The organism is Streptomyces sp. NPDC004065, from assembly GCF_044903565.1.
Lineage (GTDB): Bacteria > Actinomycetota > Actinomycetes > Streptomycetales > Streptomycetaceae > Streptomyces.
Genome location: NZ_JBJDQT010000036.1, coordinates 18124 through 36061, shown reverse-complemented (window position 1 = coordinate 36061; position 17938 = coordinate 18124). Strand labels below are relative to the sequence as shown.

Annotated in this window: 13 protein-coding genes; 4 read left to right on the top strand and 9 right to left on the bottom strand. The window is 73.5% G+C overall.

Annotated features, from left to right (window positions below; all coding sequences use genetic code 11):
* Positions 1–68: 68 nt before the first annotated feature.
* Complete coding sequence (locus ACI2LW_RS29645) at positions 69–1439, bottom strand: LCP family protein (protein WP_404734364.1); 1371 nt, start codon at positions 1437–1439, stop codon at positions 69–71.
* A gap of 365 nt (positions 1440–1804) precedes the next feature.
* Here ACI2LW_RS29645 and ACI2LW_RS29640 point away from each other — a divergent pair, with 365 nt between their 5' ends.
* Entirely contained in the window at positions 1805–2842 is a 1038-nt protein-coding gene (locus ACI2LW_RS29640) for a glycosyltransferase family 2 protein (RefSeq protein ID WP_404734318.1), read from the top strand.
* A gap of 191 nt (positions 2843–3033) precedes the next feature.
* Here ACI2LW_RS29640 and ACI2LW_RS29635 read toward each other — a convergent pair whose 3' ends face one another.
* The 4 genes from ACI2LW_RS29635 to ACI2LW_RS29620 all read right to left on the bottom strand — a co-directional run bounded on the left by ACI2LW_RS29635 (position 3034) and on the right by ACI2LW_RS29620 (position 9780).
* Entirely contained in the window at positions 3034–4716 is a 1683-nt protein-coding gene (locus ACI2LW_RS29635; RefSeq protein ID WP_404734317.1) for an LCP family protein, read from the bottom strand.
* A 76-nt stretch (positions 4717–4792) separates the two neighbouring features.
* Entirely contained in the window at positions 4793–6571 is a 1779-nt protein-coding gene (locus ACI2LW_RS29630) for an LCP family protein (protein ID WP_404734316.1), read from the bottom strand.
* Between the two features lie 227 nt (positions 6572–6798).
* Positions 6799–8079 (bottom strand): LCP family protein, encoded by a 1281-nt coding sequence (locus ACI2LW_RS29625; protein ID WP_404734363.1) that lies wholly within the window; start codon positions 8077–8079, stop codon positions 6799–6801.
* Between the two features lie 945 nt (positions 8080–9024).
* Complete coding sequence (locus ACI2LW_RS29620) at positions 9025–9780, bottom strand: TIGR03089 family protein (protein ID WP_404734315.1); 756 nt, start codon at positions 9778–9780, stop codon at positions 9025–9027.
* A gap of 141 nt (positions 9781–9921) precedes the next feature.
* Here ACI2LW_RS29620 and ACI2LW_RS29615 point away from each other — a divergent pair, with 141 nt between their 5' ends.
* Entirely contained in the window at positions 9922–11337 is a 1416-nt protein-coding gene (locus tag ACI2LW_RS29615; protein WP_404734362.1) for a peptidoglycan recognition protein, read from the top strand.
* Positions 11338–11449: 112 nt separating this feature from the next.
* Positions 11450–12532 carry a sugar phosphate nucleotidyltransferase gene (locus tag ACI2LW_RS29610; protein ID WP_404734314.1) on the top strand — a complete coding sequence of 361 codons (1083 nt, stop codon included), beginning with the start codon at positions 11450–11452 and terminating at the stop codon, positions 12530–12532.
* Between the two features lie 98 nt (positions 12533–12630).
* Here the strand turns inward: ACI2LW_RS29610 and ACI2LW_RS29605 are convergent, their stop codons facing one another.
* The 4 genes from ACI2LW_RS29605 to ACI2LW_RS29590 form a co-directional block, all read right to left on the bottom strand.
* Entirely contained in the window at positions 12631–13632 is a 1002-nt protein-coding gene (locus ACI2LW_RS29605) for a DNA-3-methyladenine glycosylase family protein (protein WP_404734313.1), read from the bottom strand.
* Between the two features lie 250 nt (positions 13633–13882).
* Positions 13883–15343 carry a coenzyme F420-0:L-glutamate ligase gene (locus ACI2LW_RS29600; RefSeq protein ID WP_404734312.1) on the bottom strand — a complete coding sequence of 487 codons (1461 nt, stop codon included), beginning with the start codon at positions 15341–15343 and terminating at the stop codon, positions 13883–13885.
* Positions 15340–16299 (bottom strand): 2-phospho-L-lactate transferase, encoded by a 960-nt coding sequence (gene cofD, locus ACI2LW_RS29595; protein ID WP_404734311.1) that lies wholly within the window; start codon positions 16297–16299, stop codon positions 15340–15342. The genes ACI2LW_RS29600 and cofD overlap by 4 nt, the downstream gene beginning before the upstream one ends.
* Positions 16300–16376: 77 nt before the next feature.
* On the bottom strand, positions 16377–16925 hold the full coding sequence (locus ACI2LW_RS29590; RefSeq protein WP_404734310.1) for a cysteine dioxygenase: 549 nt from the start codon (positions 16923–16925) through the stop codon (positions 16377–16379).
* A gap of 658 nt (positions 16926–17583) precedes the next feature.
* Here ACI2LW_RS29590 and ACI2LW_RS29585 point away from each other — a divergent pair.
* A complete protein-coding gene (locus tag ACI2LW_RS29585) occupies positions 17584–17847 on the top strand; it encodes a WhiB family transcriptional regulator (RefSeq protein ID WP_003975777.1) in 264 nt (87 codons plus the stop codon).
* Positions 17848–17938 lie beyond the last annotated feature (91 nt).

Sequence of the window (17938 nt, the reverse complement as noted above, 5' to 3'; positions counted from 1 at the left end):
GGAGGCGACGGCCTGGAGGCGACGGCCCGGAGGCGACGGCTCGGAGGCGACGGTCCGGAGGCGCCGGCTCAGGAGCAGGCCACCTCGTCGCCGGTCACCACCGTGGCGGACTGCTGGGCCGGGTTCTGGACCTGGACCTTGCGCACCTGGCGGAAGTCGCCGCCCGCGATCACCTTGAGCGTGGGGCCCTGGCCCGGGACGGCCCGCAGTTCGCTGCCGGGCAGGGCGGCGGCCACGGACCGGGCCGACCGGTCCCAGCGGGGGTCGTACAGGACGAGCGTGCGCGCGGTGTGCTCCTTGGCGTCCATCGGTGTCCGCGTCGTGAGGAACCCGGCCGCCGCCAGCGCCGTGTCCACGCGCCGGCCCAGCCCGGCCGTGCCCACGCCGTTCTCCACCTGCACCCGGATCCGCTGCGGGGCGACCTCCACGTCCACCGGCCGCTCCGCCGGCCGCCGGGACGGCTTGCGCACCGCCAGCGGCCGGTCCTCGCGCAGCGCCCGGAACAGCGCGTCCGCCCGGGCCGCGTCCCACTTCACGGTCGAGCCGAGCCCCTTGACGGGGTACGACATCCGGGCGACCGGCACGGTGGTGAACTCGGAGGAGGAGGGCGAGAAGTTCCGCATCGCCCGCCCGAGGTCCAGCAGCTCCTCGGTGTGGAAGCCCTTGTCCGCCCGGACCGAGCCCAGCACGGCCCGGGTCACGTCCCGGAACCGCATGGGGTTCAGCAGCACCCGCGAGGAGGTCGCCCGCTCGATCAGGGCGGCCAGGAAGCTCTGCTGCCGTTTCATCCGGCCCAGGTCGCTGGCCCCGTCGACGTGCCGGGAGCGGACGTACTGCAGGGCCTGGCCGCCGGTGAACGTGTGGGTGCCGGCCGGCAGGTCCAGCCCGGTGTAGCTGTCCTTGAGCGGTTCGGAGGTGCAGATCCGCACCCCGCCCAGGACGTCGACCGTCCGCATGAAGGTGGTGAAGTCGACCTCCAGATAGTGGTCGATCTTCAGGTGGGTCATGTTCTCGACCGTGCGCACGGTGAGGTGGGGGCCGCCCTCCGCGTAGGCCGCGTTCAGCTTCACCGGGTGCGGCCCGTGCTGCCGGCCGGTGACGCGGTCGGTGTGGGCCGGGACCTCCGCGTAGGAGTCCCGCGGCAGGCTGACCACGCTGGCCCGTCTGCGGTCCTCCGACAGGTGCACGATCATCATGGTGTCGGTGCAGTGGCAGGGCTGTCCGCCCAGCCGGTACCGGCGCCGGTCCTGCTCGCTGATCCGGTCCCGGCCGTCGGTGCCGACCAGCAGGACGTTCATGCCGTTGCCCGCCTGCGGGCGGTTCTTCATGTCCCGGAACGGGTCGACCCGGGCGATGTCGGCGTCCAGGCTGGAGACCACCGCGTGCCCGATCCCGGCGGAGGCGAGCACCACCACCGACAGCGTGGTGACGGCCCGCATGGCCCAGCGGGGCCTGCGGCGCGGCACGGGCGCGTACGGCACCCGGGCGCCCGGCCGTCCGGGGGAGGCGGTCCGCCGCGCCGGTGCGGTCCGCCGCGCGGGGGCGGGGGACCGCGCGGGGGCGGGGGGCTGCCGGGCCGGAGAGGTCCGGCGTGCGGGACCGGAGGCCGTGGAGCCGGTGGCCTGCTGCGGCGCTCGGGGCGACGGGGCGGGCGGCCGGGACGGCTTGGTGGACATGGTCGGACACCTCCGCTTATGGCGTGGGTGGGCACCGTGAGCACCGTAGGGCCATACGATCTGCAGCCCGGTCAGGCGGCCCCCGCCGCGCGCACCGGTGTCCCCCGTTCGCGGTAACGTGAGCACCGATGAACGCCAAGCCCGACGTGCGGTTCCCCGCCGTATCTGTGATCATGCCCGTCCTCAACGAGGAGCGGCATCTGCGCGGGGCCGTCGAAGCGATCCTCGCGCAGGAGTACGACGGCGAGATGGAGGTCGTGATCGCCCTGGGTCCGTCCACGGACCGCACGGACGAGATCGCCGCCGAGCTCGTCCGGGACGACCCGCGCGTGCACACGGTTCCCAACCCCACCGGCCGTACCCCCGCCGCGCTCAACGCCGCGATCAAGGCCTCGCGCCATCCGGTGGTGGTGCGCGTCGACGGCCACGGGATGCTGTCGCCGGACTACATCGCCACCGCGGTCCGCCTCCTGGACGAGACGGGCGCGCAGAACGTCGGCGGCGTCATGCACGCCGAGGGTGAGAACGACTGGGAGCACGCGGTCGCCGCCGCGATGACCTCGAGGATCGGCGTGGGCAACGCCGCCTTCCACACCGGCGGCGAGCCCGGACCGGCCGAGACGGTCTACCTGGGTGTCTTCCGCCGTGAGGCCCTGGAGCAACAGGGCGGCTACAACGAGGAGTTCATCCGCGCCCAGGACTGGGAGCTGAACTTCCGCATCCGCGAGGCGGGCGGCCTGATCTGGTTCTCGCCCGAGCTGCGGGTCTCCTACCGGCCCCGCCCGAACGTGCGGGCACTGGCCAGGCAGTACAAGGACTACGGCCGCTGGCGGCACGTCGTCGCCCGCTACCACCAGGGCTCCATCAACCTGCGCTACCTCGCCCCGCCGGCCGCCGTGTGCGCCATCGCGGCCGGGCTCGTGGCCGGCGCGGCGCTGACGCCGTGGGGGTTCGTGGTGCCCGGCGGCTATCTGGCGGCGATCGTCGCGGGGTCGCTGCCCGCGGGCAGGGGGCTGCCGTGGAAGGCGCGGCTGCGGATACCGGTGGCGCTCGCGACCATGCACATGTCGTGGGGCTGGGGCTTCCTGACCAGTCCCAGGTCGCTGGCGAGGAAGGTCATCGCCTCGCGCAGGCCCGCGGTCGTCGCCACCCCCGCCACCGACTGACACCCACCACCGACTGACGCCCACCGCCGATGACACTCGCCGCCGGTTGACACTCGCCGCCGGTTGACACTCGCCGCCGGTTGACGCTCGCCGCCGGCTGACGGCTCGGACCGGCGCCCTTGAGTTCCAACGGTCCTCGCACCACCCGCGATCTGCGGGAGTTGCGAGGACCGTGGCCGTTGGACGCGCCGCTACCAGCGGTAGGGCGCGTACACGGGCATGCACTGCTTGGTGTCGGCGCCGTTGATGGCGTCGGCGTTCTCGGGGATGTCCCCCGCCTTCGGGGGCGCCTGCTTCGGGTACGCCGAGCCGCTGCGCCAGTCGGCGCCGACGACGACGGTGACTCCGGAGACGTCGGTCGACTTCTCCACCGAACCGAGGGGGATGCCCAGCGCCCCGGCGACGCGCTCGGCGTCGCCCTTCAGTTCGGCGCTCGGGTAGCGCACCACGGTCCGCTCCGCCGACGGCGTCACCGACGCGTCGGCGGCGGCCCTGGAGAAACCCTTCTGCGCGAGCACCTGGCTGATGTCGGCCGCACGGTGCGGGACCGCGGCCGTGGTGGCCGTACGGGTGCCGTTGCGCACCGAGACGCCGATCTGGCCGTCGGTGTGCGCGGGCCGCGCACCGGCCCGCTCCTCGTCCTGATCGGCCGCCTGCTTCGCGGGGGAGTCCTTGCCGTTGCCGTCGAAGGCCACGTCGTCGCGGAGCATCTGCCACATCTTGTCGGCGTTGGCGCCGTCCGGCACCACGTGGTCGCGGTTGTCCGGGTCCTCGACCCACGGCATGGTCGTCATCGTGATGCGGTTCGTCGGGACCGTCTTGAGCTGCATGCCGAGGTCGTACAGCTTCTTGACGGTGCCGATCTCCTCGGAGACCTGGAGCGACTTGGTGGCCGCCTCGGCCAGGTCCATCAGCCGGCCGGTGCCGGTGAAGACGTTCTGCTGCTTGAGCACCCGGATCATCGAGTTCAGGTACATGTGCTGGGCCCTGGCCCGCAGCGGGTCGCTGCCCCAGGCATGCCGGGTGCGCAGCCACTGCAGCGCCTGCTTGCCCTTCACCTTGTGCGTGCCGGCCGTCAGCTTCAGCCCGGAGCCGCCGGGCACCGCCGGCAGCGGCCGGTCCCACACGTTCTGCTGTACGCAGACGTCGACGCCGCCGATCGCGTCGGCCATCTTCACCACGCCCGCGAAGTCGATGGTCATCCAGTGGTCGATGTAGACACCGGTGAGGTTCTGCCAGGTGGCGAGGGTGCAGCCGGCGCCGCCGCGGGCCAGCGACACATTGATGATGTCGGTGACCGGCGGATAGACCTCGCCGGTCTTGGGATCGGTGCACCGGGGGATGCTCACCCGGGTGTCGCGGGGGATGCTGACCACGGCGGCGCTCTTGCGGTCGGCCGAGAGGTGGATCAGCATCTGCACGTCGCCGAGCGGCGGGTTGCCGCGGTTGTCCCGGCTGCCGCCGAGGGCCACGTTCGCGTCGGAGTTACGGCTGTCGGAGCCGATCAGCAGGATGTTCAGGGGCGTCTGGCCGGCCGCGTTCGGCTCCGACTTGCGCGCCTTGGAGTCGCCGCTGCTGCGCTCGCCCTTGCGTATGTTGTCGTTGAGGTGCTGGTAGTACAGGTATCCGGCGCCGGCCGTCCCGAGTATCAGCACCGCCAGCGTCGTCGCGGACCAGCGCAGCACACGGCGCTTGCCCCCGCCCCGGCGTCCCCGGCCGTCGCGCCGTCCGCCCGCGCCGCCGCCGCCTCTTCCCGGGCCGTCGCCGTCCGGCGCGGTCTCGTCCTCCTCCGGCCGGCCGTCCGTCCAGTCGGCACCTCGCGTGCGCCGGACGTCCGTTCGCGTCCCCTCCCCGCGCACACTGCTCTGGGTCATGTCCCCTGCCTCCCCACCCTCACACCGTCGACGGGCCTGTCATGCGTCTTGTTAGACGCACAACAGGCCCGTCAGGTCACTTGGCGCACTCAACCTTGTCCGCTGTGGACTTGTCGACGTCCGGTGCCTTCTCCGGAGCGGTCAGCGGCACGCCCGCGCCCTTGAAGTCCTTGCCCAGCGTCAGTGTCATCGCGGGCAGGCCCTGGGCGTTGGTGACGCTCTTGCCGGGCTTCATCGCGGAGCCCGGCAGCCCCATGACCGCGGCCAGTTTGCGGGCCTGGGCCGCCTGGTCGGGCGCGTACTCCAGCGTGGTCCTGCCGAGTTCGGCGGGTGCGTTGCCGGCGTTCTCCGATTTGAGCACGCCCTGATCGTTCTGCAGCCAGGTAAGAGTTTCCTGAGCGCTGCCGGCCGGCGCCCCGCCGTTCATGATGCGGACCCGCACCTCGGAGGCGGCGGACTGGGTGCCCTTCAGCCGCGCGGCCTGGGCGTCCTTCTCCTTCTTCTTCTGGTTCTTGACCTCGGTGAAGGAGACGTCGTTCTTTATCGCCGCGAAGACCTGCTGGGCCTGTGTCGGTTTGAGCACGACCGTCGCGTGGACCTTCTCGGCCGGGTTGTCGACCACCGGCACCGTGGTGAAGGTGAGGTTCTTGGGGTTGAGCTTGCCGAGCTCCAGGCCGAGGTCCTTCAGCTTGCCGATGCTGTCGATCTTGGAGTCGACGGTCAGCGCCTTGGTGGCCGCCTCGGCGACGTCCACCATCTTGGTGGGGCTGGTCAGCGTGGAGTTGGACTTCAGCTTCCGCATCAGCGCGCTGAGGAACTGCTGTTGCAGGGTGATCCGGCTCAGGTCGCCGCCGAAGCCCACCGCGTGCCGGGTGCGCACGAAGGCCAGCGCGGTCTCGCCCTGGATGTGCCGCATGCCCTTCTTCAGGTTGAGGTGCGAGTCCTTGTCGTTGATGTCCTTGCCCAGGCACACGTCGACGCCGCCGACCGCCGTGGTCAGCGTCTTCACCGCGTTGAAGTCGGCGACCATGAAGTCGTCCGGGGTGATGCCGGTGAGCTGGGTGACCGTGCGCATGGTGCAGCTCGGTGTGCGCTCGTCCTGCCCGAGGCTCGTGTTGAAGCGGGCGTTGCGGCTGCCGGGGATGACCTTGGTGCTGCCGTCGGGCTGCTTCGTCGGGCAGTCCGGCACATCGACGATGAGGTCGCGCGGGATGCTCAGCGCGGTCGCGTTGGAGCGGTCCTTGGAGACGTGCAGCAGGATCGTGGTGTCGGCGTGACCGACGCTGCCGGAGTCGCCGTAGCCCTGGTTGCCGGCGCCGGTGCGCTTGTCCGTGCCGATCAGCAGGATGTTGATGGCCTTGTCCTTCTGGAAGCCACCGGTGCTCGCGCCGTCGTCGGAGACGGAGGTGATGTTGTCGTTGAGGTGCTTGATGTAGAGGTAGCCGGCGGTCGTCGCGGCGAGCACCACGAAGGCCATGGTGCCGCCGGTCCACAGCAGGACCTTCTTCGCCTTCGACTTCTTCTTCACCGGCCGGCGTCCGCGGCGCCCCGGCAGCGGCTCCTCGGGAGCGGCGCGCCGGCGGCGGGGGTGCGGGATGTCCGTGCCGGGCGCCGCTGGGGAGCCCTGCGGGCCGCCGCCGGGCCGCGGGCGGCCCGGAGCCGCCGTACGGCCCTGCGCCGTGCCGGGCCCGGCCGTGCCGCCGCCCGGACGGCCTCCGGGCCTGCGCGGCCCCGGTACCGAGGACTGCGGAGCGGAAGGAGTCAGTCGCAGTTCGTATTCGCCGGTGTGCGGGTTGAGCACCCACTGGTCTGCGGGGTCGATGTTGTCCGCCCGCCCACGGCCTTGCGCGTCCACGGTTTACCGAATCCTCCGTCGGGGCCACGCGGCGCCTTCCCCCCACAAGGCGCTCAGGTCTGGTCTCTCAGTGCACGACCCCAGGAAGACCTCGCGGCCGGATGCACCGGATCGCTCACACTATCCGCCCGGTTCGGCATTGAGCGACGGCGGTGACAAATTCCACGTCCCTACAAGTGGGCAATCCGCCCATTTCCTTGGACAAAAGTTCGCCTTTGGCCGCGGCTTTACCCGCACAGGTCCTCTGCGGCCGTGTTCCCCCGGTAGGTCGGGGTGGGGGAGGACGTCTTCCCGGAGCCGTCGGGCCCCTCACCGGCCTCCTCGCCGGTGCTCCGCAAAACATACCGAACGTAGTCGGGCGGTTGCGCAGACGAATCCACTTCCGTCAGGGAATCCGACCCGGAATCCGCGGTCCTGGAAGTCGAATTCGCTCCGTTTGCTCCGGAATCCTGTGGAACTTCCCGGGAGACCTCCACCGCCTCGTCCGCGCGCAGCCGCGCGAACAGCTTTTCGGCCTCCGGTTCCACGAGCTGGTCGCGGTTGGCGTTGTAGACGTACGACTCGCGCGGGACCGTCAGGAACCGCACCCGTTCGGTGGGGATCTCGCGCAGCCCCCGCACCAGCTGGTACAGGCCGCGCAGGCTCGCCAGCGCCGGGTCGGTGGTCAGGGACGAGGTGGCCGCGTCCAGGACGGGATACAGCTTCGCCGGGTTCAGCAGGACGTCGTCGCTGCGGACCTTGCCGACGAGCGCGCCGAGGAAGCGCTGCTGGCGCTCCATCCGGTCGGTGTCGCTGCCGTTGCCGAGCGACTTGCGGGCGCGGACGTAGCCGAGCGCCTGCTCGCCGTCGAGCGCCACCCGGCCCGCGGGCAGCCGCAGCTTGGCGTCCTTGTCGTTCATGGGCTGCTTCAGGCACACCTCGACGCCGTCGATCGCGTCGACCATCTCCTTGAACCCGCTGAAGTCCACGACCACGTGGTGGTCGACCCGGATGTCGGTCAGCTTCTCCACGGTGCGGATGAGGCAGGCCGAGCCGCCCATCTCGTAGGCGTAGTTGAACATCGCGAACATCGGCTCGGTGCGGGTGCCGTCCGGGCGGCGGCAGCTCGGCACGTCCACCATCAGGTCCCGGGGCAGGGACACCGCGGTGGCGCTGCGCCGGTCGGCGGCCAGGTGCAGCAGGATCACGGTGTCGGACCGCTCGGTGCCGTTGTCGTGCCCGTACTGCCCGTTGCCGGAGCCGGCGCGCGAGTCGGAGCCGACCAGCAGGATGTTCTGGGCACCCTTGACCAGCGCGGTGGGCCGCTCCTTCTCGTACCGCCTGAGCTCGGCCGCGGCCGCCTCGTCGGCGGTGATGTTGCCGCTGAGCTTGGCGTAGACGGCGAGCCCGGCCCCTCCGGCCGCGGCGAACAGGACGGCCGTGCCCAGCGCGGCGCCCCGCAGCCAGCGCCGGCGCCGACGACGCGCGAGCCCGGTCCCGGTGGCGGACGCCCCGGCCCCGGGCCCCAGGCCGCCGGCCGCGCCTGCGTCCCCGGGCCCCGGGCCGCCGGCCGCGCCTGCGTCCGGCCCCTCCGCCGGCCCGTCCGGCGCGCCTGCGCTGCGCGTCACGTCTGGGACCACCCCTCTGCCGTACGACGGTGCGGTGCAGCTCTCGTCCCTACGACGATGACGTGCGCCGACGGCCGGGGGCGGAAGATGCTGCGCCGAACGGGTGACCCGCCCCGGGTCCGGAACCCGCTGCCGAGAGGGCGCGGACGAGGACGCCGGGGGCGCGGTGGCGACGAGGGCCGCCGGTCGCCCTGGGCTGCGGGGGGCCGCCTGCCGCTGTGGCTGCGGGCGGCCGCCTTGCGACTTGGGCTCTGGAGGTTGCTCGGGCCGTGGGCTCGGGTGCGTGGGTGGGCGGCCCGTGGGCATGGGGCCGCGGCATGGAGGCCGTAGCCCGCGGGTGATGTCGGCGCCCTGGGCCGCGGGGTGCCGCGGACGATGCGGCGCCGCGGTTGATGCGGGTGCCGGGACCCCGCGGCCGCTGCTTGACGCGCCGAGCCGCGCGCTCCCTGCGCGCCGAGCCGTGGGTGCGCCTTACGTGCCGAGCCGCGGTGCTGCGTGACGCCCTGAGGCGCGGGTGCGGCTGAGGCTGTGGGCAGTGCGGGTGCCGTGAGGAGCGGGCGCGGCGCGCATGCGGCCGTGGGCCGCGGACGCCGCGCCCGCCTTGGGCTGTGGGTGCCGCGGATGATGCACCGCTGCGGCTGGTGCCGCGGCGCCGCGGGTGCGCCGCCGGTGCCGTGGGCACCGCGCGTGCGGGCCGTGGGGCACGGGCGCTGTGGCCCGCAAGCCCGTCGGCCCGTCGGCCCTCAAGCCCGTCGGCCCGTCGGCCCGCAAGCCCGTCGGCCCGCAGGCCCGCGCGCCCGCCGGCCATGGGCGCCACGGCGCCGCAGTCGCCGCCGGGGGCGCGTGCTACCTCGCCGTGGCCGTGACGCGTTCCGCCTCGATGCGCTTGGCGAGGGACTCCTCGGGCAGCCGGTCCAGGTTCCGGCACAGTACGACCGACCCCCCGGCCGCCAGCGGGGCGTACAGCCCGGCGCTCAGGCCCTCCCAGGTGTCGTACGGCAGTGCGGACAGCAGCCGGGAGCCCGGGCCGGTCAGGCCCAGGGCGGGCGCGTCGCCCCGGGCCCGCTCCACGACCTCGGCCGCCGTGTACTCGGCCCCGGCCACGATCAGCGCGGGCTCCTCCGGGTCCACCGGCGCGAACGGCGCGAACCGGTCGCCCTGCCCCGGCACCTCGACGGCGTAGTCGAGGAAGCCCTCCGGCGGCCGCGGGAACCGCCCGCCCAGCGGACGCAGCGCCAGCGCGACGCGCTCCCCGGTGCAGGCCCGGGCCGCCTCCAGCGTGTCCGGCCCGCTGACCACGACATCGGCCGCCGCGGCGTTCCCGCCGACGTCCGCCACCGCGCCCACCGACCCGCACGCCATCAGCCACACCGCCGTCTGCCAGTGCGCGGGCAGCAGCAGCGTGACCCGGTCGCCGGGTCCGGCGGCGAGGTCGCCCTGGAGGAGGTTCGCGGTCTTGGCCACCCAATTGGCGAAGGTGGCCACGGACAATTCGACCCGTTCGCCGGTGGCGTCGTCGTAGAAGGTCACCAGGGGGCGCCCGGGGTCCGCGGCGAGCGCGGAACGCAGCAGGTCGGCAGGGGTGCGTTCGGTGGCGTTCACCCGCGCAAGCGTACGCCGCGCCGCTGCCGCGCGGTGAAACGGCGGACGGCCGGGCCGCGCCCGGGCCCCGCGGCGGCCACCGGTATGGCGCAACGGCAGCCGACGGTCCGTCAGTTCCCCAATGGACAGATATGTATGACTATGTTCAAGATCAGGAGCATGCGTCGATACGGATTCCTTGCGTCCTCGATCGGTGTCACCTGCGCCACCGCGCTCACCCTCGCGCCGGGCCCGTCCGCGGCCGCGGCGGCGGCGGACCCCGTGGCGGCGGTGGCGCCCCGGGCCGCGGCGGGGTCCGCCGCCGACCCGGCGGCCGCCGTCCCCGGCAGCACCCAGTCCCTGCCTCTGGCCCCCCTCTCCGGGGAGAGGGCCGGCGGCGCCGTCCCCGAACAGGGGCTGCGCCGGACGGACGTACGCCACTTCTCGCTGGTCGGTGTCGTCTGGGACAACCCCGACACCTCGCTGCACGGCAGCGTCCGGATCCGCACCCGCTCCACCGCCACCGGCGCCTGGTCGGACTGGCAGGACGTCGACACGCACAACGCCGACCACGGGGCCGACCCGGGCGCCGCCGAGCGCACCACCGGGCAGGTCAGGGGAGCCACGGCGCCGCTGTGGGTGGGCGACTCCGACGGCGTCGACGTACGGGTCCGCGCCGACGCGGGCGGGCGCGGCCGGGGCGGGCCGGCCGACCCGCCCGTCCCGCTGCCCTCCGGGCTCCGCCTCGAACTCGTCGACCCCGGCGACGAACCCGCCGTCACCGCGGGCCCCGAGGCCGACCCGGCGTGGACCGGGGAACTCGGCGAGGAGGCGACCGCCACCTCCGCCGCCAACGCCGTACTCGCCCCGATCGGCGCACTCGAGATCCCGGAACTCGGCCAGGAGGCCACCGAACGCGAACTGCTCGAGCTGCGCGGCGGCGACCTGACGGGGCGCCGGCCCGCGAAGCCGTACATCGGACCGCGCCCCCGCATCGTCACCCGGCGCGGCTGGGGCGCGGACGAGTCGCTGCGCGCCCGGGGGTTCGTCTACACCAAGAAGGTCGGGGCGGCCTTCGTCCACCACACCGCCACCGGCAACAACTACCGCTGCTCGCAGGCCCCTTCGGTCATCCGCAGTATCTACCGCTACCACGTCAGGAGCATGGGCTGGCGCGACATCGGCTACAACTTCCTCGTCGACAAGTGCGGGACCATCTACGAGGGCCGGGCCGGGGGCGTCGCCAAGGCGGTGCTGGGCGCCCACACGATGGGCTTCAACACCAACAGCATGGGCGTCGCCGTCATCGGCACATTCAGCAGGTCCAGGCCCGCCGCGGCCGCGGTGACCGCCGTCGCACGGCTGGCCGCCTGGAAGCTCGGCCTCTACGGGATGAATCCGCGCGGAAAGACATATCTGAAGTCCGGCGGTGGCAACCTCTACCAAAAAGGAAAGAACGTACGCCTGCACGTGATCTCCGGCCACCGGGACGGCTTCGCCACCGACTGCCCCGGAAAGCAGCTCTACGGCAAGCTCGGCTCGGCCCGTTCGGCCGCGGCGCGCTACCAGGGCCGCTGACGGAGGGAAACCCGCGGGGCCCAGGAGGCGTCGGAGAGCTGGACAACCGTCTGCATACACTGGCCGGCCGAAGGACAGTTCGGCCGGTCCCGGCAGGAAGCAGAGACGACAGGTGACAGAAGCGATTCTCCTGGTCGGCGGCAAGGGCACCCGGCTGCGTCCCCTCACGGTGCACACCCCGAAGCCCATGGTGCGGGCCGCGGGAGTGCCCTTCCTCACACACCAACTGGCGCGGGCGAGAGCCGCGGGCGTCGAGCACATCGTCCTGGCCACCTCCTACCTGGCCGAGGTGTTCGAGCCGTACTTCGGCGACGGCTCCTCGCTCGGGCTCCACCTCGAGTACGTGACGGAGGAGGAGCCCCTGGGCACCGGCGGCGCCATCCGCAACGTCGCCTCGCGCCTGCACTCCGGCCCCGACGAACCGGTCCTGGTCTTCAACGGCGACATCCTGACCGGGCTGGACATCGGGGCGCTGGTGCGCACGCACGAGACGACGGGCGCGGACGTCTCCCTGCACCTGACGAAGGTGAGCGACCCGCGGGCGTACGGCCTCGTCCCCACGGACGGCACCGGACGCGTCCTGGCCTTCCTGGAGAAGCCGCAGACCCCGGAGGAGATCGTCACCGACCAGATCAACGCGGGGGCGTACGTCTTCCGCCGCTCGGTCATCGACACCATCCCGCAGGGCCGCCCGGTCTCCGTCGAGCGCGAGACCTTCCCGGACCTGCTGTCGGCCGGCGCCCACCTGCAGGGCATGGTCGACTCCACCTACTGGCTGGACCTGGGCACCCCGGCCGCCTTCGTGCGCGGCTCGGCGGACCTGGTCCTGGGCCGCGCCCCCTCCCCGGCCGTGCCCGGCCGCTGCGGCGACCGCCTGGTCCTGCCCACGGCCGTCGTCGCCCCCGACGCCAAGCTGACCGGCGGCACCGTGGTGGGCGAGGGCGCGTTCGTCGCCGAGGGCGCGCGCGTCTACGGCAGCGCCATCCTGCCCGGCGCCGTGATCGAGCCCGGCGCGGTCATCACCGACTCCCTGATCGGCACCCGCGCCCGCGTCGGCACCCGCTCCGTCCTCACCGGCACGGTCGTCGGCGACGGCGCGGTGGTGGGCGCCGACAACGAACTGCGGGAGGGCGTAAGGGTCTGGTGCGACGCCCGCATCCCGGCGGCCGCGGTGAGATTCTCCTCGGACCAGTAGAGCCCCGCGCGCAGCGGGCACCGCACCGGCCGCGGCGCCCGGTCCGGGCGGCCGGGTCCGGGCGGCCGCGACGCCACCCGGCCTCCGCGCCGTCCGCCTCAGAGTCCGCGGATGTCACCCACGGGCATCCGCGGCGCCCGCCGCGCCGGTACCCGCCCGCTCAGCAGGATCAGCCGGGCGGCCCGGTGCCGCTGTCCCGCGTAGGGCTCCAGCAGGCGCAGCATCTCCGCGTCGTCCGCGTCGCGGTTCCCCGCCAGCGCGAACCCCACGATCCCGGGCAGATGCAGATCGCCCACCGTCACCGCGTCCGCGGCCCCGTGACTGCGCTGGACGGTCTCGGCCGACGTCCACGGCCCGATCCCGGCGACCAGCTCCAGCCGCTTGCGCGCGTCCGCCGGAGGCATCCGTGCCGCCTCCTCCAGCCGCGCCGCGACCCGCACCGCGCGCAGCACCGTCGACGCCCGCTTGTTGTCGACGTTCGCCCGGTGCCACTCCCAGGAGGGGATCAGCGCCCAGGTCCGGGGCGCCGGCATCACGTACATCCGCTCCGGCGCCGGCCCGGGCGCCGGCTCGCCGTACGTGCGGACGAGCACCCGCCACGACGCGTACGCCTCGACCGTCGTGACCTTCTGCTCCAGGATCGAGGGGATCAACGACTCCAGCACCAGCCCGGTCCGCGTCAGCCGCAGTCCGGGCCGCCGGTGCCGGGCCAGCGCCAGCAGCCGGTGCCGCGGTGTGAACGCGGACGGATCGTCCGCGGCCCCCAGCAGCTCGGGCAACCGCTCCAGCAGCCACTCCGCGCCCGGTCCCCACGCCTCGCCGCGGATCTCCCCGCCGCTCGCGCGGACGCGCAGCGTCCCGGGCCCCAGCGGTGTCCGGCTGGCCCGCCACACCGACCCGTCGGGCATCGCCCGGAACGTCGGGTCACCCGGCCCGCGCCGCAGCGGGCCGAGCACCAGTCCGAGGTCCAGCGGCCCGTCCGGTGCGTGGGTGCGCACCCGCCCCGGCACGGCGGCCTGCCGCGGCACACCCACGGGTACGGCGACATGCCCGCCGCGCACGGTGGTACGCGTGGGCCGGGGTGCGAAACGTCCTGCCACGAGCGGGTCCAAGGGGGTCGACGGTGTCCGGGGAAGCCCTACGAGCGTAGGCGAGCCTACGGGCCCCCGAGCCCACGGGCCACGAACCACGGGCCACGAACCACGGGGGTACGGGCCACGAACCACGGGCCACGAACCACGGGCCACCGGGTGCGAACCACGGGCCACGGGGTGCGAACCACGGGGTACGAGGCGCACGGGCCGCCGGGCGGAACCGGGCCCGGGGCGCGCCCCTGGCCCGGTCGACGCCTCAGCGCACTTCGACGAAGGCCTCCGCAGTGCGCTGCGGCCGCGGCTCCGGCTCCCGTGCCGGATGCCCCACCGCCACCGCGCCCATCGGGTCCCAGTGCGCGGGCAGTTCCAGCACCTCGCGCACCACGTCCCGGCAGAACATGGTGGAGGACACCCACGCCGACCCGAGCCGCTCCCCGGCCAGCGCGACCAGGAAGTTCTGCACCCCGGCCCCGGCGGCGACCACGAACATCTCCCGTTCGGCGCCGTCCCGCCGCGCGTCGCCGTAGGTGTGCGAGCCGTCCATGACCAGGCAGGGCACCACCAGGTACGGCGCGTTGCGCAGCACGTCGCCGCGGCGCACCCGCTTGGCGATCGACTCCTCGCTCTTGCCGTCCCGCCGCAGGTCGGCGACCCAGGCGTCGCGCATCGCGTCGAGCAGCCGGGTCCGCGACCGTTCGGACTCCAGCAGCACGAACCGCCACGGCGTGGTGTGGTGGGGCGCGGGCGCGGTGACCGCCGCGGCGACCGCGCGCCGTACCGCGCCGGGGTCGACGGGTTCGGCGGTGAAGGACCGTACGGTCCGGCGCTGGGTCACCGCCTGGCGCACGGCCTCGGAGGTGCCGAGCCGGAACATGTCGTCGCGTGTGTCGCGCACCATCGCTCTCGCTCCCCGGTCGTCGTCCTCGCCCACCAGGTGCGGCAGTCCGCGCACCACGGCGACGGGCAGCCCGGCGGTCTTGCCCTTGACCAGGTCGCCGGCGGCGGCGAGTTCGTCGGCGGTGGCGACGACGGTCGAGCCGAGCGGGTTGCCGTGCGTGTCGGTGCCGCCGCGCAGGTCGTCCAGCACACGGACGCCGGCGGCGCCGATGGCGACGTCCGTCAGGCCGGTGCGCCAGGGGCGCCCGAAGGTGTCGGTGACGATCACGCCGACGGTGACGCCGAGCGCGTCGCGCAGTCCGCCGCGGATCGCCCGCGCGGAGGCGTCCGGGTCCTCGGGCAGCAGCAGCACGGTGCCGGCGGGGGTGTTGGAGGCGTCCACGCCGGCGGCCGCCATGATCAGTCCCTGCCGGTTCTCGACGATCCGCAGCGGTCCGCGCCGGGCCACCACCCGGACGGTCTCGGCGTCGATCGCGGCCTCCCGGTCCGCCGCCTCGACGACGCGCCCCTCGGCCTTGGAGACGATCTTCGAGGTGACGAGGAGCACGTCCCCGTCGGCCAGCCCGGGCTCGGCGCCCGCGATCAGCTTGGCGAGGTCGTCGCCCGGCGCGACCTCGGGGATCCCGGCCACGGCCCAGACCCGGAACCCGGAGGCGTCCCGCGCCGCCGCGCCTCCCGGGACCGCGTCCGCCGCGCCCGCCGGGACCGCGTTCCCCGCGCCTTCCCTGATCGCGTCCGCCGCGTCCGCCGCGTCGGCCGCGTCCGCCGCGCCTCCCGTGACCGTCTCGTCCGCCGCCCTGCCCGACGGTGTGCCGCTCATGCTCCCCGTACCTCCTCGGCCAGGGCGAGCGCCTCCCGTGCCATCCCGGCCGCGGCGTCGACGTCGGTCATCATCAGCGGCACCGCCCGGCACCGGATCCCGGCCGCCTCGACCCGTTCCACCGAGTCCGCGTCCACGCTGTCGACCAGCCAGCCGTCCAGCAGCCCGGAGCCGTAGTGCTCGGCGACCGCCGCGGCCGTGGACTCCACGCCGACCGCGGCGAGGACCTTGTCGGCCATGCCGCGCACGGGCGCGTCCCCGACGATGGGGGACAGGCCGACCACCGGCACGCCCGCGTCGGCGATGGCCTCCCTGATACCGGGCACGGCCAGGATGGTGCCGATGGAGACCACGGGGTTGGACGGCGGGAAGAGGATCACGTCCGCCTCGGCGATCGCCTCCAGCACGCCCGGCGCCGGCTTCGCCTGCTCGGCGCCGACCGGCACCACCGCCTCGGCCGGCACCGAGGCCCGCAGCCGCACCCAGTACTCCTGGAAGTGGATCGCCCTGCGCTCGCCGTCGATCTCGACGGCCACGTGCGTCTCCACGCGGTCGTCGGTCATCGGGATCAGCCGCACGCCCGGCTTCCACCGGTCGCACAGCGCCTCGGTCACCGCGCTCAGCGGGTACCCGGCGCCGATCATCTGGGAGCGCACGATGTGCGTGGCGAAGTCCCGGTCGCCGAGCCCGAACCACTCCGGCCCGGCGCCGTAGGCCGCGAGTTCCTCCTTGAGGTGGAAGGTCTCGTCGGCCCGGCCCCAGCCCTGCTCCTCGTTGATGCCGCCGCCGAGCGTGTACATCACCGTGTCCAGGTCCGGGCAGACCTTCAGCCCGAAGAGGTGGATGTCGTCGCCGGTGTTGCCGATGACCGTGACGTCCGCGTCCGGCACGGCCCGCTTCAGGCCGCGCAGGAACCGGGCACCACCGATGCCGCCTGCCAGAACCACAATCCGCATGGGGCAAGTCTGGCAGGCCGGTACGACAACGGGGCACACGGCCGCCGACGCGGCACCCGCCCGTGTGCGCGCGCCGGTTACGCGCCGACGGTGTCCACCCGGTCGTGCGGCGCCCCGGTGCACGCGGCGGCGGGGTGCATCGGCATCTCGGTCAGGCCGGGGAAGTACACGTGCAGGCTGACCGCCGGTTCCAGCGTGTCGTTGACGACCTCGTGCACGTACCCCGGCGCGAACACCCGCTGGGCGCCCGGGCCCAGCGCGCGCGTGCCCCGCTCGGTCCGCTCGGTCAGCGTGCCGTCCAGGACGGTCAGCACGCCGCTGGAGCGGCCGTGGTCGTGCGGGCCGCTGCCCTGCCCGGGCACCCAGGACAGCAGCCACACCTCGTAGCCGGCCGGGGCGCCGCCCGGCGCGGAGCCGGGCACGGCGGGGACGCTGCGCAGCCGGTGGTACCAGCGCGTCGTCGCGTCGTAGCGGACCAGGTGCGCCCACTGGGCGCGGTCGGCGGCGATGGAACGGGCCAGGCCGGCGAACTCCGCCACGGTCGAGGGGTGCTCGCGCGGTGCCTGGAGCAGGTGCGGCACCTCGAGGATGTCGCCGGCGATCTGCAGGTCGCTGTCGCTGTTCATGGGGTGCGGTGGTTCCTCAGTGAAAGGAGGTCAGCGGGGAACGGGTCGTCCGGGCCGGGAAGGGCCGGACGGCGGCTGGAGCGCGCTCGGGCGCGTGGCTCAACAGCCGCGGCGGCGACAGCTACAGCGAGCGCGGGCAGCACCGTGGGACCCGGCGGTGCGGGTCGAGGTGGAGGCCGAGTTCGCGAGCATGCCCACAAGGACACCGGTTCACACCTCTGCTGTCAACTCGACGCCCCATGGCGGGACAGGTTTCACCTCATCCGGTTGATCTCCCAGATGAAAGGTTTGCTCATGGGGAGACCGGGACACATGGCGCACATGCCGGGCGCGCAAGCCCCGTTGCGATCCCGTGATCGGACTGTGATCATGCTCGCCTCGGAGCCCGTGCCGGAACGAGACCGAGGTCCTGGGCGTCCTTCCCCGTGCGGGCTCCGCACGAGGGTGCGAAGTCCTGAGGGTCCCGTTTGCGTGTCGAGGTTTATGCCGATTTGAACACTTAACGCATGGCCTTGGTTCCGCAGAGTGAATAAGGGGCCCAATAGCAGATCTCGGCTTGACTCGCCCGGAGCAGCACACTTGTAATTTCACTCGTGTCGTTCAGCCGGATCGGTAACGGCTGCATCACGGGGACGCGAAAGACAGACGAGGGGCGCACATGACCGAGCTGGTGCAGCAACTGCTGGTCGACGACGCGGACGAGGAACTCGGCTGGCAGGAGCGCGCGCTGTGCGCCCAGACCGACCCCGAGTCGTTCTTCCCCGAGAAGGGCGGCTCCACCCGCGAGGCCAAGAAGGTCTGCCTCGCCTGCGAGGTCCGCTCCGAGTGCCTCGAGTACGCCCTCGCCAACGACGAGCGCTTCGGCATCTGGGGCGGCCTGTCCGAGCGCGAGCGGCGCCGCCTGAAGAAGGCCGCCGTCTGACCGCGGGGACCCGCCCGGCACCCCACGCAAACCTCACGAACGGCCCGTCGCCGGTGGTTGTCCACAGGCGGCGGGCCGCTGTGCTGGCCAG

What these genes read in the sequence shown, in the direction of transcription:
- ACI2LW_RS29645 (WP_404734364.1), bottom strand. Translation starts at nt 1,439, where the DNA reads ATGCGGGCCGTCACCACGCTGTCGGTGGTGGTGCTCGCCTCCGCCGGG.
- ACI2LW_RS29640 (WP_404734318.1), top strand. Translation starts at nt 1,805, where the DNA reads ATGAACGCCAAGCCCGACGTGCGGTTCCCCGCCGTATCTGTGATCATG.
- ACI2LW_RS29635 (WP_404734317.1), bottom strand. Translation starts at nt 4,716, where the DNA reads ATGACCCAGAGCAGTGTGCGCGGGGAGGGGACGCGAACGGACGTCCGG.
- ACI2LW_RS29615 (WP_404734362.1), top strand. Translation starts at nt 9,922, where the DNA reads ATGTTCAAGATCAGGAGCATGCGTCGATACGGATTCCTTGCGTCCTCG.
- ACI2LW_RS29600 (WP_404734312.1), bottom strand. Translation starts at nt 15,343, where the DNA reads ATGAGCGGCACACCGTCGGGCAGGGCGGCGGACGAGACGGTCACGGGA.
- cofD (WP_404734311.1), bottom strand. Translation starts at nt 16,299, where the DNA reads ATGCGGATTGTGGTTCTGGCAGGCGGCATCGGTGGTGCCCGGTTCCTG.
- ACI2LW_RS29590 (WP_404734310.1), bottom strand. Translation starts at nt 16,925, where the DNA reads ATGAACAGCGACAGCGACCTGCAGATCGCCGGCGACATCCTCGAGGTG.
- ACI2LW_RS29585 (WP_003975777.1), top strand. Translation starts at nt 17,584, where the DNA reads ATGACCGAGCTGGTGCAGCAACTGCTGGTCGACGACGCGGACGAGGAA.